25 protein-coding genes are annotated in these 24,473 nt (G+C 73.2%); 10 read left to right on the forward strand and 15 right to left on the reverse strand.

Annotated features, from left to right (window positions below; genetic code table 11):
- Window positions 1-727: 727 nt before the first annotated feature.
- On the reverse strand, window positions 728-1,885 hold the full coding sequence (locus tag RCO28_RS01025) for an alkaline phosphatase PhoX (RefSeq protein ID WP_308938967.1): 1,158 nt from the start codon (window positions 1,883-1,885) through the stop codon (window positions 728-730).
- Between the two features lie 290 nt (window positions 1,886-2,175).
- Window positions 2,176-2,748 (reverse strand): hypothetical protein, encoded by a 573-nt coding sequence (locus RCO28_RS01030; protein WP_308938968.1) that lies wholly within the window; start codon window positions 2,746-2,748, stop codon window positions 2,176-2,178.
- 87 nt (window positions 2,749-2,835) lie between these two features.
- Between RCO28_RS01030 and RCO28_RS01035 the strand changes: the two genes are divergently transcribed.
- Window positions 2,836-3,288 (forward strand): group III truncated hemoglobin, encoded by a 453-nt coding sequence (locus RCO28_RS01035; RefSeq protein WP_308938969.1) that lies wholly within the window; start codon window positions 2,836-2,838, stop codon window positions 3,286-3,288.
- A 24-nt stretch (window positions 3,289-3,312) separates the two neighbouring features.
- On the opposite strand, the gene RCO28_RS01040 is transcribed toward RCO28_RS01035, so the two are convergent.
- The 3 genes from RCO28_RS01040 to RCO28_RS01050 form a co-directional block, all read right to left on the reverse strand.
- A complete protein-coding gene (locus RCO28_RS01040) occupies window positions 3,313-3,597 on the reverse strand; it encodes a hypothetical protein (RefSeq protein WP_308938970.1) in 285 nt (94 codons plus the stop codon).
- 78 nt (window positions 3,598-3,675) lie between these two features.
- Entirely contained in the window at window positions 3,676-5,043 is a 1,368-nt protein-coding gene (locus RCO28_RS01045) for a hypothetical protein (protein ID WP_308938971.1), read from the reverse strand.
- Window positions 5,044-5,047: 4 nt separating this feature from the next.
- The gene (locus RCO28_RS01050; protein ID WP_308938972.1) at window positions 5,048-5,380 is read right to left on the reverse strand and encodes a hypothetical protein; all 333 of its coding nucleotides are present in this window, start codon (window positions 5,378-5,380) and stop codon (window positions 5,048-5,050) included.
- 147 nt (window positions 5,381-5,527) lie between these two features.
- On the opposite strand from RCO28_RS01050, the gene RCO28_RS01055 reads away from it, so the two are divergent.
- The 3 genes from RCO28_RS01055 to RCO28_RS01065 all read left to right on the forward strand — a co-directional run bounded on the left by RCO28_RS01055 (window position 5,528) and on the right by RCO28_RS01065 (window position 7,974).
- On the forward strand, window positions 5,528-6,115 hold the full coding sequence (locus RCO28_RS01055; RefSeq protein WP_308938973.1) for a helix-turn-helix domain-containing protein: 588 nt from the start codon (window positions 5,528-5,530) through the stop codon (window positions 6,113-6,115).
- A 125-nt stretch (window positions 6,116-6,240) separates the two neighbouring features.
- The gene (locus tag RCO28_RS01060) at window positions 6,241-7,002 is read left to right on the forward strand and encodes an SDR family oxidoreductase (protein WP_308938974.1); all 762 of its coding nucleotides are present in this window, start codon (window positions 6,241-6,243) and stop codon (window positions 7,000-7,002) included.
- A gap of 51 nt (window positions 7,003-7,053) precedes the next feature.
- Complete coding sequence (locus tag RCO28_RS01065) at window positions 7,054-7,974, forward strand: oxidoreductase (RefSeq protein WP_308938975.1); 921 nt, start codon at window positions 7,054-7,056, stop codon at window positions 7,972-7,974.
- 25 nt (window positions 7,975-7,999) lie between these two features.
- On the opposite strand, the gene nirD is transcribed toward RCO28_RS01065, so the two are convergent.
- The 3 genes from nirD to RCO28_RS01080 are packed head-to-tail and all read right to left on the reverse strand — an operon-like array spanning window position 8,000 to window position 12,164.
- On the reverse strand, window positions 8,000-8,359 hold the full coding sequence (gene nirD / locus RCO28_RS01070; RefSeq protein ID WP_308938976.1) for a nitrite reductase small subunit NirD: 360 nt from the start codon (window positions 8,357-8,359) through the stop codon (window positions 8,000-8,002).
- Window positions 8,356-10,947 carry a nitrite reductase large subunit NirB gene (gene nirB / locus RCO28_RS01075; RefSeq protein ID WP_308938977.1) on the reverse strand — a complete coding sequence of 864 codons (2,592 nt, stop codon included), beginning with the start codon at window positions 10,945-10,947 and terminating at the stop codon, window positions 8,356-8,358. Before nirB ends, nirD begins: the two co-directional genes overlap by 4 nt.
- Entirely contained in the window at window positions 10,947-12,164 is a 1,218-nt protein-coding gene (locus RCO28_RS01080; protein WP_308938978.1) for an FAD-dependent oxidoreductase, read from the reverse strand. Before RCO28_RS01080 ends, nirB begins: the two co-directional genes overlap by 1 nt.
- 315 nt (window positions 12,165-12,479) lie before the next feature.
- Between RCO28_RS01080 and RCO28_RS01085 the strand changes: the two genes are divergently transcribed.
- From RCO28_RS01085 to RCO28_RS01095, 3 genes are read left to right on the forward strand one after another with little or no spacing between them, the layout of a single operon-like run.
- A complete protein-coding gene (locus RCO28_RS01085) occupies window positions 12,480-13,805 on the forward strand; it encodes a ferredoxin reductase family protein (RefSeq protein ID WP_308938979.1) in 1,326 nt (441 codons plus the stop codon).
- Between the two features lie 43 nt (window positions 13,806-13,848).
- The gene (locus tag RCO28_RS01090) at window positions 13,849-14,037 is read left to right on the forward strand and encodes a hypothetical protein (protein ID WP_308938980.1); all 189 of its coding nucleotides are present in this window, start codon (window positions 13,849-13,851) and stop codon (window positions 14,035-14,037) included.
- 48 nt (window positions 14,038-14,085) lie between these two features.
- Window positions 14,086-14,865, forward strand: a complete 780-nt coding sequence (locus RCO28_RS01095; protein ID WP_308938981.1) for a TSUP family transporter — start codon at window positions 14,086-14,088, stop codon at window positions 14,863-14,865.
- A 100-nt stretch (window positions 14,866-14,965) separates the two neighbouring features.
- Here RCO28_RS01095 and RCO28_RS01100 read toward each other — a convergent pair whose 3' ends face one another.
- The 3 genes from RCO28_RS01100 to soxR all read right to left on the reverse strand — a co-directional run bounded on the left by RCO28_RS01100 (window position 14,966) and on the right by soxR (window position 17,170).
- Window positions 14,966-15,634 carry a class F sortase gene (locus RCO28_RS01100; protein WP_308938982.1) on the reverse strand — a complete coding sequence of 223 codons (669 nt, stop codon included), beginning with the start codon at window positions 15,632-15,634 and terminating at the stop codon, window positions 14,966-14,968.
- Between the two features lie 114 nt (window positions 15,635-15,748).
- Entirely contained in the window at window positions 15,749-16,381 is a 633-nt protein-coding gene (locus RCO28_RS01105; RefSeq protein WP_308938983.1) for a hypothetical protein, read from the reverse strand.
- A 333-nt stretch (window positions 16,382-16,714) separates the two neighbouring features.
- Complete coding sequence (gene soxR / locus RCO28_RS01110) at window positions 16,715-17,170, reverse strand: redox-sensitive transcriptional activator SoxR (protein WP_308938984.1); 456 nt, start codon at window positions 17,168-17,170, stop codon at window positions 16,715-16,717.
- A gap of 64 nt (window positions 17,171-17,234) precedes the next feature.
- On the opposite strand from soxR, the gene RCO28_RS01115 reads away from it, so the two are divergent.
- The gene (locus RCO28_RS01115; protein WP_308938985.1) at window positions 17,235-17,897 is read left to right on the forward strand and encodes an NAD(P)H-dependent oxidoreductase; all 663 of its coding nucleotides are present in this window, start codon (window positions 17,235-17,237) and stop codon (window positions 17,895-17,897) included.
- 25 nt (window positions 17,898-17,922) lie between these two features.
- Here the strand turns inward: RCO28_RS01115 and RCO28_RS01120 are convergent, their stop codons facing one another.
- Both RCO28_RS01120 and RCO28_RS01125 read right to left on the reverse strand, forming a co-directional pair.
- Entirely contained in the window at window positions 17,923-19,053 is a 1,131-nt protein-coding gene (locus tag RCO28_RS01120; protein ID WP_308938986.1) for a HAMP domain-containing sensor histidine kinase, read from the reverse strand.
- 338 nt (window positions 19,054-19,391) lie between these two features.
- Window positions 19,392-20,126: a hypothetical protein gene (locus RCO28_RS01125; RefSeq protein ID WP_308938987.1), complete on the reverse strand. Its 735-nt coding sequence runs from the start codon at window positions 20,124-20,126 to the stop codon at window positions 19,392-19,394.
- A 154-nt stretch (window positions 20,127-20,280) separates the two neighbouring features.
- Between RCO28_RS01125 and cutA the strand changes: the two genes are divergently transcribed.
- A complete protein-coding gene (cutA, locus tag RCO28_RS01130; protein ID WP_308938988.1) occupies window positions 20,281-20,625 on the forward strand; it encodes a divalent-cation tolerance protein CutA in 345 nt (114 codons plus the stop codon).
- Entirely contained in the window at window positions 20,622-21,086 is a 465-nt protein-coding gene (locus tag RCO28_RS01135) for a gamma-glutamylcyclotransferase family protein (protein ID WP_308938989.1), read from the forward strand. The genes cutA and RCO28_RS01135 overlap by 4 nt, the downstream gene beginning before the upstream one ends.
- Window positions 21,087-21,287: 201 nt before the next feature.
- Here RCO28_RS01135 and RCO28_RS01140 read toward each other — a convergent pair whose 3' ends face one another.
- Both RCO28_RS01140 and RCO28_RS01145 read right to left on the reverse strand, forming a co-directional pair.
- The gene (locus tag RCO28_RS01140; protein ID WP_308938990.1) at window positions 21,288-23,573 is read right to left on the reverse strand and encodes a molybdopterin oxidoreductase family protein; all 2,286 of its coding nucleotides are present in this window, start codon (window positions 23,571-23,573) and stop codon (window positions 21,288-21,290) included.
- A 108-nt stretch (window positions 23,574-23,681) separates the two neighbouring features.
- Complete coding sequence (locus RCO28_RS01145) at window positions 23,682-24,380, reverse strand: ElyC/SanA/YdcF family protein (protein WP_308939654.1); 699 nt, start codon at window positions 24,378-24,380, stop codon at window positions 23,682-23,684.
- Window positions 24,381-24,473 lie beyond the last annotated feature (93 nt).

Consider the following 24,473-nt stretch of genomic DNA (forward strand, 5'->3'; position numbering starts at 1 on the left):
CCGGTCCCGGTTCACGAAGGAAGGGGGCGCCCTTGTGCGGGGGCGCCCCCTTTCGTTTTCTCCCCTCCCCGCCCCTTCCCGAAGTCCTCAGCGGACGGCTCCGGGGCTCCGCCCCTGGACCCCGATCGCCCTTCGGGCTCGTCCTCAAACGCCGGACGGGCTGGATTGGGGTCGCTGCCCTGGGCCTCTTGCGCCCTTCGGGCCTGCTTGTCCTCGAACGCCGGACGGGCTGGGTTTGGGGTCGCTGCCCGGTGCACCGGCGAGCTGGAGCTGTAGGCCTGGAGCTGAAGCGGCAACCGGCGCCTGTCGCTGACCGCGGGCGGCAGCGCGCGTCCGTGGCTCACCGCAGGCCACGCGGCGCGCGGCAGCGGGCGTCTGTGGCTCATGCCGGGCCACGCGGCAGCGGGCGTCTGTGGCTCACGCCGGGCAACGCGGCGTGAGGCGGCCAGTCCCCGTCGCTGATCGCAGGCCACGCGGCGTGAGGCGGCCGGTCCCCGTCGCTGACCGCGGGCCACGAAGCGTGCGGCAGCCGGTGCCCGTGGCTGATCGCGACGCAGGCCGCGCGGCGCCAGCCCGTACAGCGGACACATCCCCGGGACGGGCGGCGAGGCGAGCCACGACGCCCGTCCCGGGGGCCTCCCCGCGATAGCCCGCCGGGTGGGGCGGCCCCGGCGCGGGGAGTCGGGGTGCGCCCCGCGAGAGGTACGGGAGGTACAGGGGCCCGGGGCTAGCCTCGGAACGGGCCCGTCACCTCGTACGTGATGCCCCCCGAGGACGACCCCGAAGTGCCGCGCTGCGACGAGAAGTAGAGCCTCGTGCCGTCGGGGGAGAAGGCCGGGCCCGTGATCTCCGAGCCGGACTGGCCGGCGATGCGCAGGAACGGGGCGACCACGTCGTCCGGGGTGATCAGGCAGATCTCCATGCTGCCGCCGTCCTCCGCGATGAAGAGGTCACCGGAGGCCGAACCCGTCACGTTGTCGACGCCGGTGAGCGGGGCGTCGCCGTCCACCAACGAGTCGTCGTAGGCCAGCTCGATGGTCTGCGCGGCGGCGTTGTACTGCCAGACGCGGTTGTCGCCCTTGGTGGTGAACCAGCACGTGTCGTCCGCGTAGTAGCACCCCTCGCCCCCGGTGAAGCGCTTCGCGCCCGGGACCTGGTTGCGGGTGGCGGTGGACGCGCCGCTCGGGTCGGGGACCTCGGCCCAGGTCACCGGGCCACTCGTGCCCGAGCCCGCCACCAGGACCTCCAGCCTGCCCGCCGACAGATCGCCCCAAGTCGTGGGCGTGAAGCGGTAGAAGCAGCCGTCGGTGACGTCCTCGGTGAGGTAGATCGCCTTACGGACCGGGTCGGCCGCCGCGGCCTCGTGCTTGAAGCGGCCCATCGCGTCCCGGCGGACGGACGCCTGCACGCCCCACGGGTCGGTCTCGAAGACATAGCCGCGGTCCACCTCCTCGCAGGACAGCCAGGTGTTCCACGGCGTCTTGCCGCCCGCGCAGTTCTGCCGGGTGCCGGAGAGGATGCGGTACGCGCCCGTGATCGCACCGGCCGAGGAGAACGTCACCGCGCTCGCGCCGCCTCCCGGGTTGATCTCCGAGTTGGAGACGTAGATCCAGCCCGTGCCGTCCTCGTAACAGGCGCCGCCGTCCGGGGCGTTGTGCCAGGTGTGGTCGGTGCCGGTGACCTTCTGGCCGGAGCGGGCGATGACCCGGCTGCTGAAGCCGCTGGGCAGGTGGATGCCGTTGCCGTCGGCGGGGCCGAGCGCGCCGTACGGTCCGGCGCCGGGCTGGGCGGGGGCCGCGTGGGCGGCACCGGCCCACAGGGAACCACCGAAGGCGGCCACCGAGCCGCCGATGACCGCGCCGCGCAGGAAGGTTCGACGTTCCACTGTCACTCCAGGAGGGGTGTGGAGTCCGGCCCGCCGCCGGATGCGGCGGCGGGGTCGCGCGCAGTGGAAGGTAGGGCTCGTGGATGGACGGGGCGTGGCCAGAGGCTGGACGGGTGGTGAGGAGGTGGGCGGGCAGGCCTGCCCACTCAACTCGCCCTGGGTGATTGGGGGTTGGGGGTTGGGTGCCGACCGGGGCCTCGCCGAGGGCCTTGGCTGCGGTGTGCTCACCGTGCAAGGGGCATACGACCAGGGTGTTGCGCGCCTGTGCACGGGCTCGGGGCGGGTTCCGGTCAGGCTTCGAGCAGCGACTTCAGCTCGGTGAGCCGCTCACGCCAGAACTCCTTGTACGCGGCGACCGCGTCGGCGTCGTCCAGCTTGTGATGGCCGAGGCCGACGGTCGTCTTCTCCGGTCCCTTGGCCGTCAGGTAGAGGGAGATACGGCTCGACCCGTCGTCCCAGTCCGCGGTGAGGGACTTGCCCGGCCGGTGCGTGCGGATCGTGACGTCGGCGTCGGGGAGCCAGCGGCGGCGTACGGACTCGTCCACGAACGCCTCGGTGATCCGCTCGGCCGGGACGTCGACCGTCTTGCTCGCGCTCGCCTCCCAGGTCCCGGCGCAGGACTGGCCGACCTCGCGCATCCCGCGCTCCTGCTCGTACCCGACGGTGATCGACTGTGCGTGCCAGCCGTTCACGCCGTGCTCCTCGCGCAGGTGCCGGGCGATCTCCGTGTGGCTGCGCTGCGGCGGGCCGACGGCGCCCCACCGGTCGAGCACGGCGAACCAGCCCAGCCAGTCCTTCCCGGTGGACTCGGCGAGGGCGGCGGCGGAGAGCTTTTCGGTGATCTTCTTGCCCGTACTGCTCATGGCACCGACGCTACCCGCCGTCCCGTGCGGCCGCCCAGGACGTTCGCCCCTGTTCCGTGCGGGGCGCGGCCGTGCAGGCTTGCGGGTATGACCTCCACGAAGCCTGACATCGCCGGACGGGACGACCTCGACGAACTCCTGCGCCGCTTCTACACCGCCGCCTTCGCGGACCCGGACATCGGGCCGTTCTTCACCCGGATCGCGGGTACGGACCTGGAGGTCCACCTTCCGCGCATCACCGACTTCTGGGAGCGGGCCCTGTTCCGCACGGCCGACTACCAGCGCAACGCCTTCGCCCCGCACGCCGCCCTGCACGCGGTGGAACCGCTGACCGCCGCCCACTTCGGCCGCTGGGTCCAGCTCTGGCACGCCACCGTGGACGGCCTCCACACCGGCCCGAACGCGGACCGCGCGAAGGCGCAGGGGGAACGGATCGCGCTGGCCCTGCTGCGCCGCCTCGCCGGTCGCGACGCGGACACATCCGGCGCCGGGCCGGGGTTCGTACCACTGGCGGCGGTGGAGCTGCGGGCGGCGGCGTAGGAGTGTCTCGACAGCGGCCGGGGCTCACCAGGGGTCGTACGCGGTGACGAGATACGCGTACCGCACCCCGCCGAGCGCAAGCAGCAGCACCGGAGGCACGAACCAGCGGGGCCCCAGCCAGCGCAGCGCCACCGGCAGCGCGGTCAGCGCGAGCGCCGGAACCGCGATCCCGATGGCGAACAGCGCCCCCACTCCGGCCCCGTCAAGGGCTTCCCGGTCGTGCGGGCCGTCGGGGGTCATGCCGTACGCGAGTGCGAGGCAGGCCGCCGCGGCGAGGTGGAACAGGCCGAGGACCAGCATGCTCAGCACGGACGCAACGGTGCGCGACGACCGGGCCGGACCCTGCTGCCGGGCCGGCCCCTGTCGCATGGGGCTCTGTCGCACAAGTCACCTCAACGCCTCGTTCGCCGCCGCACGGTTGCCCTCGAACCGCGTGCCGTAATTCTGGGCGTCACTGCCCTGCCAGTACGGGCCGCCGTTGTACCGGGCGGCCAGCTCACGGTACTGCTCGGGCGTCATCTGGTCGGCGGGCACGTCGGCGAAGGAGCTCTGGGCCTTGAGGTCGGCCATGTACTTCGCGGAGATCAGCATGTTCTGGCTGGGGTCCTGCAAGGCGGTCTTCAGCTCGTCGCGCTGTCCGTCAGTGAGGTTCTCCGGGTCGTAGCCGAGCACCTCCGCCGCGCGACGGACCTGCACGGCCATCGGGCCGTAGGACGTGTTGTCCTTGTCGCCGGCAAGCGGCCCGGGGAGGTAATCGGGCGTGACGGGGCTCCAGCTCGACTCGGCGGCTTCCCGCGCCCAGCCCGTCATGTTGTCGGCGGCGTACGGCTTGCCGCCGACCTCGATCCACGCGATGCCCGCGACCATGTCCGGCGGCAGCCCGTACGCACGGGCGGCCTCCTTGATGGCCTCCTTGTTCTCGGCGATCCACTCCTTCTTGTCGCCGGTCGCGTCGGTCAGCCACATGCTGCTGACGTCGGGCATGCTCTTGCGGTTGTTCCGCAGGTCCTGGAGCAGCGGCGACACCCGTTCGCCGTCGACCGTCGGCAGGCTTCCCTTGTCCTCGGTGCTGCCGGGCAGCCGGGTCAGCGGGTTGTCCGCGGACTCCACCTTCTCGTGGGACAGGGCCTTGACCTTGTCGAGGAGCGCGGCCGCGTCCTTGTTGTCGGTACGGAAGTCGGGGATTAGGCCCTTGGCGCGCTTGAGCGCGGCCACGCAGGCGGCACGCGGGCCCTGCTCGGCCCGGAGCGCGGCGCTGAAGGCCGCGTCTGCCTGCTCGTAGTAGCGGTTGGCCTCGTCCCTGATGGCGTCGGCGTCCACCCCCAACTCCGCGAACCAGTCGAAGAATCCGGTCGTGGAGCGGACATCCTCCCAGCGGCGCATCGGCTCGGCCTCCTGCGCGGTGCGCGTGATCGGGACGGCCTCGCGGGAGACCACCTCGGACAGCAGGTCCTGCGCGTCGCCGCCCTGGCGGAGCTTCGCCTTGGCCTCCTCGACGGCGTCGGCGTAGTCGAGCAGCGCCTTCCACGCCGCTTCATAGCCGTCCATCAGGCCCTGGACCAGGCCCTTCACGTCCTTCAGCCGGTCCTCGTACTGGGCGCGGGATTCGCTCGTCCACTCGACGTCCTGCGCCCTTCGCACCGACGGCTCGGTGGAGTCGAGGAGGTCGCGCATGCGCTTGTACTCGGCGGCGTTGCGCTCGATGAGCTTCGGGTCGCAGTCCTCGAGGAACTTGACGTCTTCGTAGTAGGTCATGGCGTCAGCCGCCCTTCGGGGCGACGTATGTGGACCCGTCGACGAAGTCCTTGAGAGCGGCCGCCGTGCTCTGCTCCACGGTCGTGTAGTTGTTGCCGGTCGACCTGAGCAGCGTGGACAGCGCCGTGAGGAGCGCGGCCAGATCCTGTCCTTGATCGTCGGCGAAGCGAGCGAAGTCGAGCACCGCCGCGGAGACGTCGTCGTGCGAACGCGGTACGCGCGCCATGGTGCCGATGTCGCCGTCGAGCGAGCCTTGTTCGAGCAGTCCGGCGATCTCCAGCAACAGATGCGCACTGCCGTCGATCGACTTCGGGTCGGCGCTGTAGCCTCCGCCCATGCGTCAACTCCCCCGTAGACATGAGCATTTAACCGTCCATCATAGGCCCGGGTGACGGAACTGAACGAGGACGGGTGCTGCTCGCTGTCCCCAGGGACGACTCCAGTTTTTATTGACCGGTCGGTCCAGAAAAGCTAGGGTCGCCGCATGGCACGCACCAAGGAGTTCGACCCGGACGTCGCGCTTGACGGCGCCCTGGAGTTGTTCTGGCGGCGGGGGTACGAGGCGACCTCGATGGCCGACCTCGTCGAGCATCTCGGCATCGGGCGGGCCAGTCTCTACGCGACCTTCGGCAGCAAGCACGCGCTGTATCTGAAGGCGATGGACCGGTACGTGCAGTCCCGGGACCCGCGGCTGCTCGCCGAGTTGTCGCAGCCGGGGCCGGTGCTGCCCGCCGTGCGTGCGGTGGTGCGTCGCTTCGCCGCCGAGGCCGCCGACGATCAACTCCGCCTGACCGGCTGCCTGGTCACCAACACCGCCACCGAGCTGGCCCCGCACGACCCGGCCGCCGCCCGGCGCGTCGAGATCAGCTGGGACCGGGTCGAGACCCCGCTGCACGCCGCACTCGTCCGCGCCCGGGCTCAGGGTGAGCTGCCCGAGGAGCGCGACCCGTTGGCCCTCGCGCGGATGCTGCTCGTGCTGCTGCAGGGGCTGCGGGTCGTCGGCAAGGCGTCGCAGGATCCGGCGCGGGTGCGGGATGCGGCGGAGCAGGCGCTGCTGCTGCTTGAGGAGTGAGGGAGCCGGCCCTCCGGGCGCTCGGTGGGCGACGCTCGGCCGGAACCCCCTTTTTTTGCGCTCATACTGAAACGATCGGTCAAGAAAGAACCTTCAGAACCCTCAGTACCTTCCAAGGAGTTCGCATGACCCGCTTCACCGGCAAGTCCGTCCTCGTCACCGGCGGCGGCAGCGGTCTCGGCCGCGCCATCGCGCTCGCCTTCGCCGCCGAAGGCGCGTACGTCACCGTGGCCGGGCGGGGTGACGTCGCGCTGAAGGAGACCGTCCGCCTCATCGAGGAGCAGGGCGGCACCGCGTTCGCCGTGACCGCCGACGTCAGCAGCGCCGGGGAGACCGAGGCCGCCGTGCGCGCGGTGGCCGACCGCTTCGGCTCGCTCCACGTGGCCGTCAACAACGCCGGTGTGCTGCGCGCCGGTACGCCCCTCGCCGAACTCTCCGAGGAGGACTGGCGCACCCAGCTCGACATCAACGTCACCGGCATGTTCCTCGCCCTGCGCGCCGAGATCAGGCAGATGCGCGGCCAGGGCTCGGGCGGCGAGATCGTCAACGTCGCCTCCAACCTCGGCCCGCACCTGCGCATCCCCGGAACCGCCGCCTACGCCGCCACCAAGACCGCCGTCTGGGCGCTCACGCACGGCGCCGCCCTCGACCACATCGGCGACGGCGTCCGCATCAACGCCGTCAGCCCCGGTGCGTCCGACACCTCCATGTCGCTGCGCCCCGGTGAGAGCGAGGCCGAGCGTGCCGAGCGGATGAGGAGCGAGAGCCCGCTCGGCCGGGTCGCCGGGCGGGACGAGGTGGCCGCCGCCGTGCTGTACCTGGCCTCCGACGCCGCCGGTTCGGTCGTCGGCACCGACCTCGTGGTGGACGGCGGCGCCGCTGCCTGAGGTGGGCGGGCCGTACGCTGGAACGTCCCGACCTCACCGGAAGGACATCCCATGCCGGGCTGGAACGCGAGCGACATCCCCGACCAGAGCGGCCGTACCGCCGTCGTCACCGGGGCCAACAGTGGCATCGGCCATGTCACGGCACGTGAGCTGGCGCGGCGCGGGGCGCGGGTCGTCCTTGCCTGCCGGAGTGAGGCGCGGGGTACGGAGGCCGTGTCCCGGATCGCCGCGGAACTCCCGGGGGCCGAGGTCGAGTTCGCGCCGCTCGACCTCGGTGACCTGAAGTCCGTACGGGAGTTCGCGGACTCGCACGCGCCCGCGCGGATCGATCTGCTGATCAACAACGCGGGCGTCATGGCCCTGCCGTACGCGCAGACCGCCGACGGCTTCGAGACCCAGTTCGGCGTGAACCACCTCGGCCACTTCGCCCTCACCGGGCTGCTGCTGCCCCGCATCGAGAACGTCGACGGCGCCCGGATCGTGACCGTCTCCAGCGGGCTGCACGCCCTCGCCAACATCGACATCGGCGACCTCAACAGCGAGCGCCGCTACCGCCGTTGGGTGGCGTACGGCCGCTCCAAGACCGCCAACCTGCTGTTCACGCACGAGTTGGCGAGGCGTCTGGCCGCCGGGGGTTCGGGGGTCGTCGCCGCCGCCGCCCACCCCGGCTACGCCAGTACCAATCTCCAGACCGCCGGGCCCCAGTTGGAGGGCCGCCGGGGCATCGAGCGGGCGGTCGGGCTCGCCAACCGGATCGTCGCCCAGTCGGCCCAGGCCGGGGCCCTGCCCACGCTGTACGCGGCCACGGCGCCCGGCGTCCGCCCCGACTCCTTCACGGGCCCCCGCCTCCAGGGCTGGCGCGGCGCCCCCGCGAAGTCATGGCGGGCCCCGTGGACCCTCAACGACATTGCGGGGGAGCGGCTCTGGGTGGCGTCCGAGCAGCTCACGGGCGTGGCGTACGGACTCAGCTGACGCGGGCGGCCGCGCCCGCGTCAGCTCAGGCGGCGACGCGCACCGCGTACGCCCGTACGGAGACCTCCTCGTCGTCCAGGCACCGCCCCGTCGTCAGGTCGAAGCGCTGCTTCAGGAGCGGGGAGGCGACGAAGGCCGAGCCGTCGGAGGACCCCATCAGGCCCCGGGAGAGGACCGCCGCGCCCGTGAACGGGTCGTTGTTGTCGATCGCGTACCAGCGGCCCGTGCGGTCCTGGAAGACCGCCGCCTGGCTGCCGTCGGGGAGCAGGACCGCCACGCCGCGGCCGGGGGTGATGCGGGTCGGGTCGTCGCAGACGGGCAGCCAGTCGCCGTCCACGTACAGCTGGACGTATGCAGTGGTCGTCTCAACAGCGAGGATCGTCATCGGGTCGCGGTTCCTTCCAGGGGGCGGGTGGTCAGGTTCAGGAGGGGGAGTTCCGGCTTGATCTGGTTGCGTTCCGGTACGAACCGGACGGTGGGGTCCGGGACTTCGGGGGCGTTGACGAACGAGACGAAGCGGGCCAGGCGCTCCGGGTCGTCGAGGGTGGACGCCCACTCGTCGCGGTAGCCGGCGACGTGGGCCGTCATCAGGGCCTCCAGGTCGGCGCAGATGCCGAGGGAGTCCTCGACCACCACGTCCCGTACGTGGTCCAGGCCGCCCTCGATCCGCTCCAGCCACGTCGACGTGCGTTCCAGCCGGTCGGCCGTGCGGATGTAGAACATCAGGAACCGGTCGATCAGGCGGATCAGCCCGTCGTCGTCGAGGTCCTGGGCGAGCAGGTCCGCGTGGCGCGGGGTCGCGCCGCCGTTGCCGCCGACGTACAGGTTCCAGCCGTTGGACGTGGCGATCACGCCGAAGTCCTTGGACTGGGCCTCCGCGCACTCGCGGGCGCAGCCGGAGACCGCCGACTTCAGCTTGTGCGGGGAACGCAGGCCCCGGTAGCGCAGCTCCAGGTCGATCGCCATGCGGACGCTGTCCTGCACGCCGTAGCGGCACCAGGTCGAGCCGACGCAGGACTTCACGGTCCGCAGAGACTTCCCGTACGCGTGCCCGGACTCGAAGCCCGCGTCCACCAACTTGGCCCAGATGAGCGGGAGTTGCTCGACCCGCGCGCCGAACATGTCGATGCGCTGGCCGCCGGTGATCTTCGTGTAGAGGCCGAAGTCGCGGGCGACCTCGCCGATCACGATCAGCTTCTCCGGGGTGATCTCGCCGCCGGGGATGCGCGGCACGATCGAGTACGAGCCGTTCTTCTGCAGGTTGGCGAGGAAGTGGTCGTTGGTGTCCTGGAGCGCGGCCTGCTCGCCGTCCAGGACGTAGCCGTCGGCGCCGACCGTCGGCGCGAGGGACGCGATGATCGAGCCGATCGTCGGCTTGCAGACCTCGCAGCCGTCGCCGCCGCGCGCCTCCGCGCGGCCGTGCGCGTCCAGGAGCTCCTGGTACGAGGTGAGGCGCAGGGCGAGCACGATCTCGTACAGCTCCTGCCGGGTCTGGGCGAAGCAGCCGCACAGGCCCTTGTCGACCTCGACGCCGCCCGCCTCCAGCTCGGCGGTGACGAGCTGGCCGAGGACCTTCACGCAACTGCCGCAGCCCGTACCGGCCTTGGTGCACTTCTTGACCTCCGGCACGCTCGTGCAGGAGTGCTCGGTGACCGCGCCGCGGATGCTGCCCTTGGTGACGTTGTGGCAGGAGCAGATGACGGCTTCGTCCGGGAGCGCCGTCGGGCCGAGGGCGACGGGCGCGCCCGCGCCGGCGGGCAGGACCAGCTGCTCGGGGGAGATCGGCGGCACGGAGCCGGTCAGCGGGCGCAGCATGCCGTACGACTCGGCGTCGCCGACGAGGACACCGCCGAGCAGCTCGCCGCCCGCGCCGATCACCAGCTTCTTGTACGTGCCGGAGCGGGAGTCCGCGTACACGACGTCCAGGGAGCCCTCGGCGGTGCCGTGCGCGTCGCCGAAGGACGCCACGTCCACGCCGAGCAGCTTCAGCTTGGTCGACATGTCGGCCCCGGTGAAGCCGTTCCCGTTCTCCTGGTCGGCGATCGCGGCCGCGGCGACCTGCGCCATCTCGTAGCCGGGCGCGACCAGGCCGTAGACCCGGCCGTCCGCCGCGAGCGCGCACTCGCCGATCGCGAAGACCTTCGGGTCGGCGGTGCGGCACTGCTCGTCCACGGTGATGCCGCCGCGCTCGCCGACCGCCAGGCCGCAGTCCCGGGCCAGCTGGTCGCGGGGCCGGACGCCCGCGCTGAACACGACCATGTCCGTGGCCAGTTCGGAGCCGTCCGAAAGGCGCATGGCGGTGACGGAGCCGTCCTCGCCGGTGACGACCTCCTGCGTGCCGGTGCCGGTGTGCACGGTCAGGCCCATGCCGGTGATCGTGCGGTGCAGCGCGGCGCCGCCGCCCTCGTCGACCTGCACCGGCATGAGGCGCGGCGCGAACTCGACGATGTGGGTGGTCAGGCCGAGGCCCTTCAGGGCGCCCGCCGCCTCCAGGCCGAGCAGACCGCCACCCACGACGGCGCCGGTCGTGGCGTTCTTCGCGTACTCCTCGATCGCGAGCAGGTCCTCGATCGTGCGGTAGACGAAGCAGCCCGCGGCGTCCTTGCCCGGCACCGGCGGCACGAACGGGTACGAGCCGGTGGCGAGCACCAGCGTGTCGTACGCGACCGTCAGACCCGAGCGGGCCGTGACGATGCCGCGCTCCCGGTCGATGGTCTCGGCCGGGTCGCCCAGGTGCAGCTCGATGCCGTACTTGTCGAGGAACTCGGCGTCCGACAGGGAGAGTTCCTCGGGCGTGCGACCGGCGAAGTACGAGGTGAGCTGCACCCGGTCGTAGGCGGGGCGGGGCTCCTCGCACAGGACGACCACCCGGTCGCGTCCGGCGACGCCGTGCTCGGCCAGGGCCTCCAGGAACCGCTGGCCGACCATGCCGTGGCCGACGAGCACGATCGTGCGGGGGGTTGCTGTGGACATCAGGAGCCTCCGTCAGGGGTGAGCAGGTGGAGCAGGGGCGCCTCGGGGAGCGGCTCTGCGGCCTCCCAGGCACGGGCGAGCGCGCCGACGGTGCCGAGCTCGCCGAGGAGTACGCCGCCGACCAGGCGGTCGTCGCGGACGACGACCTGGCGGTAGGTGCCGCGGGTGGCGTCGGCGAGGCGGACCACGTCGTCGCCGGGCAGCGGGTCGGACTCGCCGAAGGTGGCGAGGTCCAGGGGCCCGGTCCCGTTCAGGGTGAGGCGGGTCAGGGCGCGGGTGCCGGTGTAGCGGGGCCCGTCGGTTTGGGCGAGCAACTCGGCCAGGGCGTCGGCCTGTTCGACCGCCGGGGCGGCCAGACCGTAGACCGTGCCGTCGTGCTCGGCGCAGTCGCCGATGGCGTGGATGTGCGGGTCGCTGGTGCGCAGCTCGTCGTCGACGACGATGCCGCGCCGCACGTCGAGACCGGCCGCCTGGGCGAGCCCGACGCGGGGCCGCACCCCGCAGGCGAGGACGACGAGGTCGGCGCCGAGCGCGTAGCCGTCGGCCAGCGTGACGCCGGTGACCGCTCCGTCCTCGGTGATCAGGCCGCGCACCCGGCACTCGGTGTGCACCTCCACGCCCAGGCCGCTCAGGTGCCGCTGCACCAAGTCGCTCGCCGTGGCGTCGAGTTGGCGCTCCATGAGCCGTTCGCCCTGCTGGGCCACGACGACCTGTGCGCCGCGCTCGGCGAGCGCACGCGCCGCGGACACCCCGAGCAGCCCGCCGCCGATGACGACGGCCCGGCTGCCCGGCCGCACAGCCCGCGAGAGCGCCAGGCAGTCGTCCATGGTGCGGAACGCGTGCACGCCGTCGGGCAGTCCGGCACCGGGTGCGAGCCCGCGCAGCGGCGGAAGCACCGGGTTCGAGCCGGTCGCGAGGACCAGCTTGTCGTAGGCGACCCGGCCGCCGTCCGCGCAGTGCACGAACCGCCCTTCCCGGTCGATCCGCTCGACCCGGCCCCGGCGCACCGGCGCGGGCGAGGGCAGCGCGATCACCTCCGGCCCGTACCGCCCGGCAAGCACTTCGGCGAGCAGCACACGGTTGTACGGGGCGTGCTGCTCGTCGCCGAGCAGGGTGACGGCAGGTGCCGCCCCGCCCGCGGCCGGGGCCAGGGCGAGCTGCTGCGCGAGCCGCACGCCCGCCGTGCCCGCGCCGATCACCACGATCTGTGAACCCATGCAAGGAGCGTGCTTCGCCGGTGTTACCCGTCCGCATCCCTTCTGTTTCCCGCACGGAACGCTGCCCTCAGCGGGGTGGGGGAGGGCGTGTGAGGTCCCTGCGGGCTTGGCTTAATCGGCCGTGAGGGGGCTCTCAAGGGAACCTTAAGGATCTCGGGTGGGGGGCTGACCTGGTGTTTTTGCGCGTCGGCAGGCTCTAGGTTCACGGCCGTGAGAGTTTCAGCTACCGCTCCTGCTGTGGGCAGGTGTTCCGCAAAAACGGCACGTCCGGCGCCGGACCAGCCTCAGGTCAAGCCGATCCGCATCGACCCCCGGGTGCTGAGGACGGCCCTCACCGCCGGTGGAGCCGCAGTCACCGCCCTGTGGGCCGTACAAGCGGAAGCCTCCGCGCGGCTCGACGCCCTCTTCGCCACCGCCGCGCACCTCACCGGCCTCCTCGCCGCCTACGGCGTGCTGGTCATGCTCTTCCTGATGGCCCGCGTCCCCGCGGTCGAGCACGGCGTGGGCGCCGACCGGCTCGCCCGGCGGCACGCGCTCGGCGGACGCTGGGTGCTCAGCCTGTGCGCCGCCCACACCCTGTTCGCCCTCTGCGGGTACGCGGCCCACACCGGCGACGATCTGCTGAGCGCCGGTATCCGCCTGCTCGGCTACCCCGGCCTCGCGGCCGCCGCCCTCGGCACGGCCCTGTTCGGCGCCGTCGGCGTCACCTCGGCCCGTGCGGTGCGCCGCCGCGTCCCGCACGAGACGTGGCGCGCCGTCCACCTGCTCACGTACGTCGGCGCCGGGCTCGCCTTCGCCCACCAGCTCGCCGGGCCCGACATCGCGGGCAGCGTCCTCGCCGTCTGGTTCTGGTCACTGCTGCACACCAGCGTCGCCGTGCTGCTCGTCTGGTACCGGCTCGTCGTCCCCGTACGCCAGGCGCTGCGGCACAGCCTGCGGGTGCGGGAGGTGACCGTGGAGGGGCCCGACGTGGTCTCCGTCGTCATGCAGGGCATCGGCCTGGACGAACTGCGCGCCGAACCCGGGCAGTTCCTCCGCTGGCGGTTCCTGCGGCGCGGGCTCTGGCACACCGCCCTGCCGTTCTCGCTCTCCGCGCCGGTCCGCGACGACCGGGTACGGATCACCGTCAAGGCCATCGGCACCCACACACGCCGGGTGCGCCGCCTCAGACCCGGCACCCGGGTCCTCGCCACCGGCCCGTTCGGCGCCCTGACCGCGCACCGCCGCAGCCGCCGCAAGGTGCTGCTGCTCGCCGGGGGCGTCGGCATCACCCCCCTGCGGGCCCTCTTCGAGACCCTGCCCTGCGCGCCCGGCGACCTGACGCTCCTCTACCGCGCGTCCAGCGCCGAACAGCTCGTCCTGCGCGCCGAGCTGGAGGCCATCGCCGCCTCCCGCGAGGCCCACCTGCACTTCCTGCTCGGCCCCTCCGACGCCTCCTTCGACCCTTCCCCAAGCTCTCAACTTCGTTCGAGCAGGGGAGACCCCATTGCCCCGCAGGCCCTGCGCAACCTCGTGCCCGAACTCGCCGAGCACGACGTGTACTTGTGCGGCCCGCCCGGCATGGCGCACGCGGCGACCGTGGCCCTCGTACGGGCGGGGGTGCCCGAGGACCGTATACACGCCGAGAACTTCACGTACTGAGAACCGTCTTCGCGTACCAGACCCCCTGGAGAGTCGCCCGCCCATGGCCCGCCACCGCAAGCCCGTCCCCGTGCGGGGTGTCACCCGTAAGGCCCGCCGCAGACTCGCCGTCGGGCTCGCTTCCGCCAGCGCGTTCGCCGCGACGCTCCTCGCGGTCACCGTCGACCCGGCCGCCCCGCCCGCGCCCGACCGCCTCCCGGCCGGGGGCGCGGAACCCCGGGCAGCACCCTGATCCGGCCTGCCGAGGGCCTGCCGAGGGCCTGCGGATACTGTCGTGATCATGCCCGACATATCGCTGACCACGGTCGTGGTCCTCTGCCTCGCCGCGGCCGTCGCGGGCTGGATCGACGCCGTGGTCGGCGGCGGCGGACTGCTGCTGCTCCCCGCGCTCCTCATCGGCGTCCCGCAGGTGCACCCCAGCTATGTGTACGGGACCAACAAGGCCGTCGCGATCGTCGGCACCTCCGCCGCGGCCGTCACGTACGCCCGTAAGGCACCGGTCGAGGTCGGCACCGCCGTGAAGATCGGGCTCGCGGCGCTCGCCGGGTCGATGGGCGGGGCGTTCTTCGCGGCCGGGATCAGCTCCGACGTCCTGCGGCCCATGATCATGGTGGTGCTGCTCGGCGTGCTCGCGTTCGTGATGCTCCGCCCGGCCTTCGGCACCGGCGCCGTCGCGGGCCCGCCGACCAAGCAGCGGGTGCTCGCGGCGATCGCCGTCGCGGGCCTCGGCATCGGCTTCTACGACGGCCTCTTCGGGCCCGGCACCGGCACGTTCCTGGTGATCGCGCTGACCGCCGTCCTGCACATGGACCTCGTGCACGCCTCCGCCACCGCGAAGATCGTCAACGTCTGCACCAACCTGGGCGCCCTCGCGATGTTCAGCTACAAGGGCACCGTGATGTGGCAACTGGCCGCCGGAATGGCCGTGTTCAACCTCGTCGGCGGCACGGTCGGCGCGCGCATGGCACTGAAGAAGGGCAGCGGATTCGTCCGCGGCGTCCTCGTGGTCGTCGTCGTCACGCTGGTGGGGAAGCTGGCGTACGACCAGTGGCTGGGGTGAGCCGGTCCCTTCATGTACGGGTGCCTGTCAGGTGCGCGAATCACGTACGGGTGCCTGCCAAGTGCGCGGATCACGTACGGGTGCCTGCCAGGTGCGCGGATCACGTACGGGTGCCCGTCAGGTGCGCGAAGACGACGACGTTGCCGAGGTAGCCGGTGTTCTTCGAGTAGCCGCCACCGCAGGTGATCACCCGCAGCTCGGGGCGCGGGGCGGCGCCGTACACCTTGTCGTCGGGGAAGTCCCGGCTGTCGTAGACCTCCACCGCGTCGACCGTGAACACCGCGGTCCTGCCGTCGTCCCGGTCCACCTCGACGGTCTGGCCCTTGCGCAGGGCGCCGAGCGCGTAGAACACGGCGGGGCCCTCGGCGTTGTCGACATGCCCGGCGACGACGGAGGTGCCGCGCTCGCCGGGAGTGGTGCCCGCCTCGTACCAGCCGGCCAGATTGCGCTGCTCCGCGGGCGGTACGTCGAGGCTGCCGTCGCGCGTCAGGTTCAGGCCCATCAGCGGGGCGTCGACGCGCAGCGAGGGGATGCGTATGCGGGTGGGCGGCGCGGCGGGCAGCGCGGGGGCCGCGTCGGTGGCGCGCGGCGCCGGACCCGCGGGCGTGGCGGCGGATTCGGTGGCGGACGGCTGCGGCGGCGCGTGCATGGCGCCGTTCTGCAGCAGCCACACGCCGGAGCACAGGGCGAGGACGGAGACCGCGGCTATCGCGGTACGGAGCGGCTTGCGGGACCCTTTTCTGCGGGTCCCGGACTCACGGTTCGGCACGGTGGGCCCCCTCGGGTGGTCGTACGTGCCCCGCGTCCCCCTCCGAGCCGCGTGCGGAGGCGGACTCGAAGGGGGCGGGGGCGGCGGTACCGGTGGACAGCGGAGGTTGTCCGGTCAGATCCCGTCGCCTCTCGCCCGGCGATGCAGGAGCCAGGTACCGCCCGCGGCGGCGACGGCCAGGGCCGCCACACCCGCCGCGGTCTGCACGGGGTCGGGCCCGAGCGCGCCGCCGACCCCCGTCTTCACATGTCCCTTCGGGTTCACCGGCTCCGACGGCGCCGTCAGGCTCACCATGAGATCGCCCGCGACCTCCCTGCCGTCGGCGCAGCGCGCGCGGATCGAGTACGTGCCGGGCGAGGCGGACGACGGCACCTTGAAGCGGCCGACGACGACCTCGTCGTGCGTACCGACCGCGAGCTTGAACACGCCCGCCCCGACCGCGCTGGCGTCGCCGCTGGCGCGGGAGCGGACGCCGCAGGCGAGGGTGTGCACCGTGACCTTGTCGCCGGGCGTGACGGTGGCGGGGTAGAGGTCGAGGCTGGTGTCGGGGGGATCGCCCTCGGCCACCGCCGCTGCCACCGGACCCGCCTCCGGGGTGATCGCGTGCGCCTGGCCCGTGCCCGCGGTGATCGCGTGCGGCGCCGGGCCCGTGCCCGCGGTGATCGCGTGTGCCGGACCCGCGGCGAGGCATGCGGAGGCGGCGACGGCGAGCGCTGCGGTCAGCGGTCGGCGGGTGGCGGTGCGCATTCTCAGTCCTCCGAGAGAGCGCGGCCCGCTGCACCCCCATGTGCCGCTGAGTCGGTCGCGCCCTTGGTACGAGGCTCGACGCACTCGGCCCGGCACGCCTGCCGGTGACCGCCCTCCGGCCGCGCCCCGAGGGCCGCCACGACCCTTCGGCGGTGGTGTTCCAGCAGGTCATGGGGGTGCGGCGGGGGAGTACCCGGGAGTACCCGAAGTCCGGGGCGCAGGGCTGTGAACGGGTGACCGGGGTCCCGGCGCCGACTCGGCCTCAGTCCTCCGGAAGCCTCAGTCCTCCGGAAGCCTCGGTCCTCCGGAGGAAGTCTCGGTCCTCCGGAAGCCTCAGTCCTCCAGGAGGCGGCGCGGGCCCGGCCCGTGGTTCGCGAGCGCGTCGCCCGGGTTGGACAGGCGGCACCGGTCCAGGGACAGGCACCCGCAGCCGATGCAGTCCGTGAGGTGGTCGCGCAGCCGCCGCAGCGTACGGATGCGTTCGTCGAGGTCGGAGCGCCAGCACTCGGAGATCCGCGCCCAGTCCTCCGGCGTCGGCGTACGGTCCTCCGGCAGCAGCCCGAGGACCTCGCGGATCGTGGCGAGCGGGATGCCGAGCCGCTGCGAGGTCCGGATGAACGCGACCCGGCGCAGGGTGTCGCGGCTGTACCGGCGCTGGTTGCCCGAGGTGCGGCGGCTGTGGATCAGGCCCTCGCGCTCGTAGAACCGGAGCGCGGAGGGTGCGACCCCGCTGCGCTCGGCCAGCTCTCCGACGGTGGCTTCCTTGGCGTTCCAGGCGAGTTGAGGCATGCGTCAAGGATGCGCTCTTGAGGCGCTTGACCTCAACCAAGGTTTAACTATCAGGCTTGTCGGCATGACTTCAGCAACGAATGCTCCGACCGTTTCCGCTCCGACCGCTTCCGCTTCGAACGTTTCCGCTCCGCCCGCTTCCGCTCCGACCGTTCCCCTGCGCGTGGCCGTGATCATCGGCTCCGACCGGCACGGCCGCTTCGGGCCCGTGATCGCCGACTGGCTGCTCTCCCGCGTACGCACCCGAGAGGACCTGACGGTCGACGTGGTCGACGTCGCCGAGGCCGAGCTGCCCACCGTCTTCTCGCCGCACCCCGAGCCCGCCGTACGGGACCGGCTCGTACGGGTCGCGGCGCAGCTCGACGCCGCCGACGCCTTCATCGTCGTGACGCCCGAGTACAACCACTCCTTCCCGGCGGCCCTGAAGAACCTGATCGACCGGCACCGCGCCGAGTGGCAGGCCAAGCCGGTGGCCTTCGTCTCGTACGGCGGGATCTCCGGCGGGCTGCGGGCGGTCGAGCAACTGCGCCAGGTCTTCGCCGAGTTGCATGCCGTCACGGTCCGGGACACCGTCTCCTTCCACGGCGCCCAGGCCCACTTCGACGACGCGGGCAACCACCTGGACCCCGCGGGCCCCGACGCCGCCGCCAAGGTCCTGCTCGACCAGCTGACCTGGTGGGCCCTCGCCCTGCGGGACGCGAAGGCGGTACGCCCGTACGGGAGTTGAGGGTGGGTTGAGGGTGGGTTGAGGGTCACCCGGGCCCCGGCTCGGCGGGCAGGTGCACGGTCGCCCGGGCGCCGCCGTCCGCCGCGTTGATCAGCTCGACCCGGGCGCCGATCACCTCGGCCTGGCCGAGCGCGATGGTCAGGCCGAGTCCGGTGCCCTGGCCGCGCTCCCGCGCCCCGGTCAGGAAGCGCCGCGGGCCGTCCACCAGCAGCCGGTCGGGAAAGCCCGGGCCGTGGTCGCGTACGGTCACGGCCGTCCCGTCGACCAGGACCTCGACCGGCCCCGCGCCGTGCCGACGGGCGTTGGCGAGCAGGTTGTCGAGGATCCGCTCCAGGCGCCGCGGGTCGGTGCGGACGACGGTGCCGGCGGCGCCCCGTACGGGGTGCGAGTGGCCCGTGCGCTGCAGGATCCCCTCGACGAGGGTGCCGAGCGGATGCGCGTCCAGGTCCGGCCGCTCGACCCGCGCGTCCAGGCGGGCCACCTCCAGGAGGTCCTCGGTGAGCGTGCGCATCGCGGCGACCCGGTCCCGTACCAGGTCCGTCGGCCGTCCCGGAGGCAGCAGTTCCGCCGCCGTGTGCAGACCGGTGAGCGGGGTGCGCAGCTCGTGCGCCACGTCCGCCGTGAACCGCTGCTCGGCCTGCAGGCGGCGCTGCAGGCTGGCGGCCATCGTGTCGACGGCGCAGGCCAGTTCGGCCACCTCGTCGCGCGAGCTCGGCGGTCTCGGGTGCCCGATCCTGGCGTCCAGGTCACCCGCGCTGATCCGGCGCGCCGTCGCCGCCGCCGTCCGCAGATCCCGGCTCACCCGGCCGGCCAGGGCCGCGCCCGCGAGCGCGGCGAGCGCTACGACGACGGTGCCCCAGGCCAGCAACTGCCGGTCCAGCTCCTCCAGTTCGTCCCGGTCCGCGGCCAGCGAGCGGCGTACGGACAGCACCTGGTCGCCGATCGGCCGCGCAGCCCACACCGACGGCCGCGCGCCCGACAGGTCGAGGTAGGTCGTCCGCCGCCCCGCGAGCGCCGCGCCGCGCAGCCCGTCCGGCACGTCGGGGCTGTCGAGAGCCGCGTCGGTGCCGTCCTGGTCGACCTGGCCCGTCACCTCGTACAGCTGCCGTACCCGCACCAGATCCGCGACGGCCGACGCACGGGCCGCGCTCGCCACCTGCTCGTAGCGCGCGTGGTGGATGAGCAGCCCGATCGCCAGCGCGACCAGCGCGCAGCCGGTGGCAAGCAGCGCGGAGATCTGCCGGCACAGACCGGGCGCGGTGAGGGTGGAGCGGAGGGTTCGGAGGGCTCGGAGGGTTCGGACGGCTCGGGGGGCGGGGAGGGCTCGGAGGGCTCGGGGGGCGGGGAGGGCTCGGAGGGCTCGGGGGGTTCGGCGGGTCCGGGTGGTTCGGGAGGTGCTGCTTGATGGGGTGGTAGGGGCGGTACGGGTGGCATGGGTGGCATGGGTGGTACGGGTAGTGCGCGTGGCACGGGTGGTGGCGTGCGGGGCGGGCTTCATCGGGCGGTGTCCGAGGGGCGGGGCGTCGGGCTCGGCGAGGCGGGGGTGGTCGGCGAGGGGCTCGGGGGCGGGAGGATCTTCGCGTGCGACCTCGGCGGTGTCTTCGCGTACGTTTTCGTGTCGCTGGCGGTCGACATCCGCTCGCCGTCCCACCGGTACCGGATCGCCTGCTCCCCGCCGTCCGCGCACGGCTGGCGCAGCACCAGGTCCGTGCCGAGCCGTTCGACGGCGACGCGCTTGCCGCGCGCGAGCAGGATCGGGGCGACCTCGCCGCGCAGGTCGCGGTAGGCCGTGACGACCGTCGAGCCGCTCTCCGTGTCGATGGCGACGAGGAGTTCGGGGCGGCCGTCGCCGGTCAGGTCGGAGAGGCTCGGCGGGCGGACACCCGCGCGGCCGGGGCCGTGGATGAGCTCCCGGTCCGCGTACTGCTTCACGCGCGGGTCGGCCGCGAGGATGTCCCGTACGGACATCTGGCCGAGGCCGCCCGCCGGCACCCGCACGCCGTCCAGTGGCCGGGGCGGCGGCTCATGCTCGGTCGTGTCGGCCGCCGGTGACTTCGGCGACCGGCCCGCCCAGGACGGCCAGACCGCCTCCGGACTCGGCTGCACGGCGACGGACGGCGCGGCCTCACCCCGCGCGAGCCCGCCCGGCGCACCGCACCCGGTGAGCCCGAGCACGGCTGCGGCGACGGCGACGGCGGCGCCGGGCAGCAGTCGGGAACGGGAGATCATGGCGTCGACGGTAGGCAGCGCCCATCACGGAGAACCGGACGTTGTGTAACAGACGGCAGTAGAGCGGGCGGAGTCTGCACGTCGGGACTTTGGTCCCGGGACCTGCGGTAACGTCCCCCGGCCGACCTGGACCCACTGACGCATGGAGGCAGACATGGAGCAACTCCCCGACATCCCCGTCGACATCGTGCTCACGGTGCTGACGACGACCGACTCCGCCGACAAGGCCCGCTCCCTCGCCGAGGGCGCCGTCGCCGCGCGGCACGCCGCCTGCGCCCAGGTGTCCGGGCCGGTCACGTCCGTCTACCGCTGGGAGGGCGCCGTCACCACCGACCAGGAGTGGCAGGTCCTGCTCAAGACGACCGCCGACAGCTACCCCGCCCTGGAACGCTGGATCACCGACACCCACGACTACGACACCCCGGAGATCATCGCCACCCCCGTGGTCCGCGGCAGCCACGACTACCTGCGCTGGGTCCGGGCGGAGACCGCGAAGTGACCGACCCGGCCGGGCAGACCTCCCCGCAGCCCTCCGCCCCGCTGCCGTTCTTCGTCTACGGGACGCTGCGCCCCGGCGAGTACCACCACGACGCCCACCTGGGCGGCCGCGTCGAGGCGCAGACCCCCGCGCTGCTCCCGGACGCCGCCCTGCACGAGGGCCCCGGCTACCCGTACGTGGTGGAGGAGCCGGGCGCCGGGCCCGTACACGGTGAACTCCTCACCGCCAGGCCCGAGTCGTACGCCGACCTCCTCGGTGAGCTCGACCGCCTGGAGGACTACCGCCCCGGCGACCCGGACAACGACTACGAACGCGTCGCCCGCGCCGTCCGCCTCCCGGACGGCTCGGCCCGCCGCGCCTGGGTGTACGTCGCCGCCCCCGCCGTACGCACCCGCCTGCGCGCCCGCGCCCGGATCATCGCGAGCGGGGACTGGCGGACGGTGCGGGAGGGGCGGAGTTGAGCGCTGGCTGGTTTGCCGCTGGCCGTTGGCCGCTTGCTGCTGGCTGCTGACCGCTGGCCGATGACCGCTGACCGCTGGTTGCTGACCGTCGGCCGGTGCCGGTGCCGGTGCCGGTGCCGGTGTCGGTGCCGGTGCCGGTGTCGGTGCCGGTGGCCGGTGGCCGGTGGCCGGTGACTGTGACTGTGGCGGTGGCCGTGGCGGTTACGCCGCCTCCGCTGAAGCCGTCCGCTCCAGGCGCACCGCGCACACCTTGAACTCCGGCATCCGCGACACCGGGTCGAGCGCCGGGTGCGTGAGCGTGTTGGCCCGGCCCTCGCCCGCCCAGTGGAACGGCATGAACACCGTGTCCGGCCTGATCGTCCGCGTCACCTTGGCCGGCGCGACCGCCGTACCGCGCCGCGACACCACCGTCACGTCCTCCCCGTCCGCCACACCGATCCGCGCGGCGAGCTGCGGGTGCAGCTCCACGAACGGGCCGGGCGCGGCGGCGTTCAGCTCGGCCACGCGCCGGGTCTGCGCCCCCGACTGGTACTGCGCCACCACCCGTCCCGTGGTCAGCAGCACCGGGAACTCCGCGTCCGGCTCCTCAGCGGCCGCCCGGTGCGTCACCGGCACGAACCTGGCCCGCCCGTCCTCCGTAGCGAACCGCTCAAGGAACAGCCGCGGCGTCCCCGGATGCACCCCGGACGACACGAACTCGCCCTCTTCACCCGGCAGTTCGCCCGCCGGAACGTCCGCCGGATCGCCCGCCGGATCGTCCGCCGGAACGTCCGCCGGATCGCCCGCCGGATCGTCCGCCGGGTCGTTCGGCGCCGCGTCGAGCACCGAGTCCTCCCCGTCCCCGGAGGCGCCGTCGGCCCCGGCCTGAGCCGGGCAGGGCCAGAACACCCCGTCCTCCTCCGCGAGCCGGCGGTACGTGATCCCCGAGTAGTCGGCCGGCCCGCCCGCCGAGGCCCGCCGCAGCTCCTCGAACACCTCCTCCGGGTCCGTCGGGAACCCCTTCTCCACCCCGAGCCGCGCCGCGAGCTCATGCAGCATGAACAGGTCCGTACGGACCCCGTCCGGCGGCGTGATCGCCTTCCGGCGCAGCAGCACCCGCCCCTCCAGGTTCGTCGTCGTACCGGTCTCCTCCGCCCACTGCGTCACCGGAAGCACCACGTCCGCCAGCTCCGCCGTCTCCGAGAGGACCACGTCCGCCACCGCCAGGAAGTCGAGCGAGCGCAGCCGCCCCTCGATGTGGGCCGCACGCGGCGCCGACACCACCGGGTTCGAGCCCATGAGCAGCAGCGACCGCACGTCCCCGCCGAGCGCGTCGAGCAGCTCGTACGCGCTGCGCCCCGGCCCCGGCAGGGACTCCGGGTCCACGCCCCAGACCTCCGCCACATGCGCCCGTGCCGCCGGGTCGGTCAGCTTGCGGTAACCCGGCAACTGGTCCGCCTTCTGGCCGTGTTCGCGTCCCCCCTGTCCGTTTCCCTGTCCCGTGAGGCAGCCGTACCCGGAGAGCGGCCGCCCCGCCCGGCCCGTCGCCAGGACCAGGTTGATCCACGCGCCCACCGTGTCCGTGCCCTTGGACTGCTGCTCGGGCCCGCGCGCGGTCAGCACCATGGCGTTCTCCGGCGCGCAGAACAGCCGTACCGCCTCCCGCAGTTCGGGCACCGACACCCCGGTGATCCGCTCCACCAGCTCCGGCCAGTGCGCCATCGCCCCGGCCCGCGCCTCCGCCCAGCCGCTCGTACGCTCCCGGATGTACGCCTCGTCCGTACGCCCCTCAGCCACCACCAGGTGCAGCAGGCCGAGGGCGAGCGCCAGGTCGGTGCCGGGGCGCGGCGCGAGGTGCAGGTCGGCCTGCTCCGCCGTGCGGGTGCGGCGCGGGTCGATGACGATCAACGTGCCCCCGTTCTCCCGCAGTTCGGTCAGGTAGCGCAGCGCGGGCGGCATCGTCTCGGCGAGGTTCGAACCGACCAGGATCACGCAGCCGGTCCGCGGAATGTCCTCGAGCGGGAACGGCAGGCCCCGGTCGAGGCCGAACGCCCGCTGGTGCGCCGCCGCCGCCGACGACATGCAGAACCGGCCGTTGTAGTCGATCTGCGACGTGCCGAGCACGACCCGCGCGAACTTCCCCAGTCCGTACGCCTTCTCGTTGGTCAGCCCGCCGCCGCCGAACACCCCGACCGCGTCCGGACCGTGCTCCGCGCGCGTGCGGGACAGCCCTTCGGCGATCCGGTCGAGCGCCTCCTCCCAGGTGGCCGGTTCGAGCCTGCCGGTGGCGTGGGTCCGGATCAGCGGCTCGGTCAGGCGCACCCGGGAGGACAGCACCTCGGTCGCCGTACGGCCCTTGCCGCACAGCGCGCCCCGGTTGACCGGGAACGCCCGCTCCACCACGGCCAGGCCCCCGTCCCTACCGGGGTCCTGAGCCAGCCCCATCCCGCATTGCAGCGCGCAGTACGGGCAGTGCGTGGGGGTGGGCGATGCCGTGGTGATGTGCATGCGCTCCAGCGTGCGTCCGGCTTGTTACGGAGCACGGTGTGCCGGGTTACATGCCAGGTACGCGTACCTCAGCGCCCGCGCCGGCCGGCGGTGAGGACCCGGAATCACTCAGCGCCCGGAAGCCAGCGCCCGCGTGATCCCGTCCTCGCGCGGGCCCAGGAAGCGCGGGTCCGGCTCGAACAGCGCGTCGGCCGCGGCCTTGCCGGAGGCGAGCAGCTCTCTGACGCCGCCGTAGTACCAGGTCGCGTCGTGCGGCTCGTCCACCCCCACGCCGTACGACTCCACGCCCGCGTCCCGGCAGAGGGCGACCGCTCTGCGTATGTGGAAGCCCTGGCTGATCAGCACCGCGCGGTCCACGCCGAAGATCTTTCTCGCGCGCACGCACGAGTCCCAGGTGTCGAAGCCCGCGTAGTCACTGACGATGCGGCGGTCCGGGACGCCGCGCGCGGTCAGGTATCTGCGCATCGCGTCCGGCTCGTCGTACTCCTCCCGGCTGTTGTCGCCCGTGACCAGGACCACCCGGACGCGGCCCGCGCGGTACAGCTCCGCCGCCGCGTCAAGGCGGTGCGCCAGGTACGGCGAGGGTTCGCCGCCCCACAGACCGGCCCCGAACACCACCGCGACCTGCGTGCGCGGCACGTCACCGGGGTCGCGCACCCGGTCCGCCGCCGCGGCGTGCATCCACGTCGCCGGCAGCAGCGCCAGGACGCAGGCGAGCATCACCGCCTGCACCGTGAGCCGCCCCTCGCGCCGCCCCCGCGGCCACCGCAGCCGCCGCAGCCACCCCGGACTCTCCCCGCCCCGCATGCTTCCCACGATTCCCCCGTTCCCCGTTCCCGGCTTCCCCCGCGGCCCCCCGGCCCGATCCGCCGTCGACCGACCTACGAGGACAAGTGTGCG

The organism is Streptomyces sp. LHD-70, assembly GCF_031157275.1.
In the GTDB taxonomy this organism is placed as follows: Bacteria; Actinomycetota; Actinomycetes; order Streptomycetales; family Streptomycetaceae; genus Streptomyces.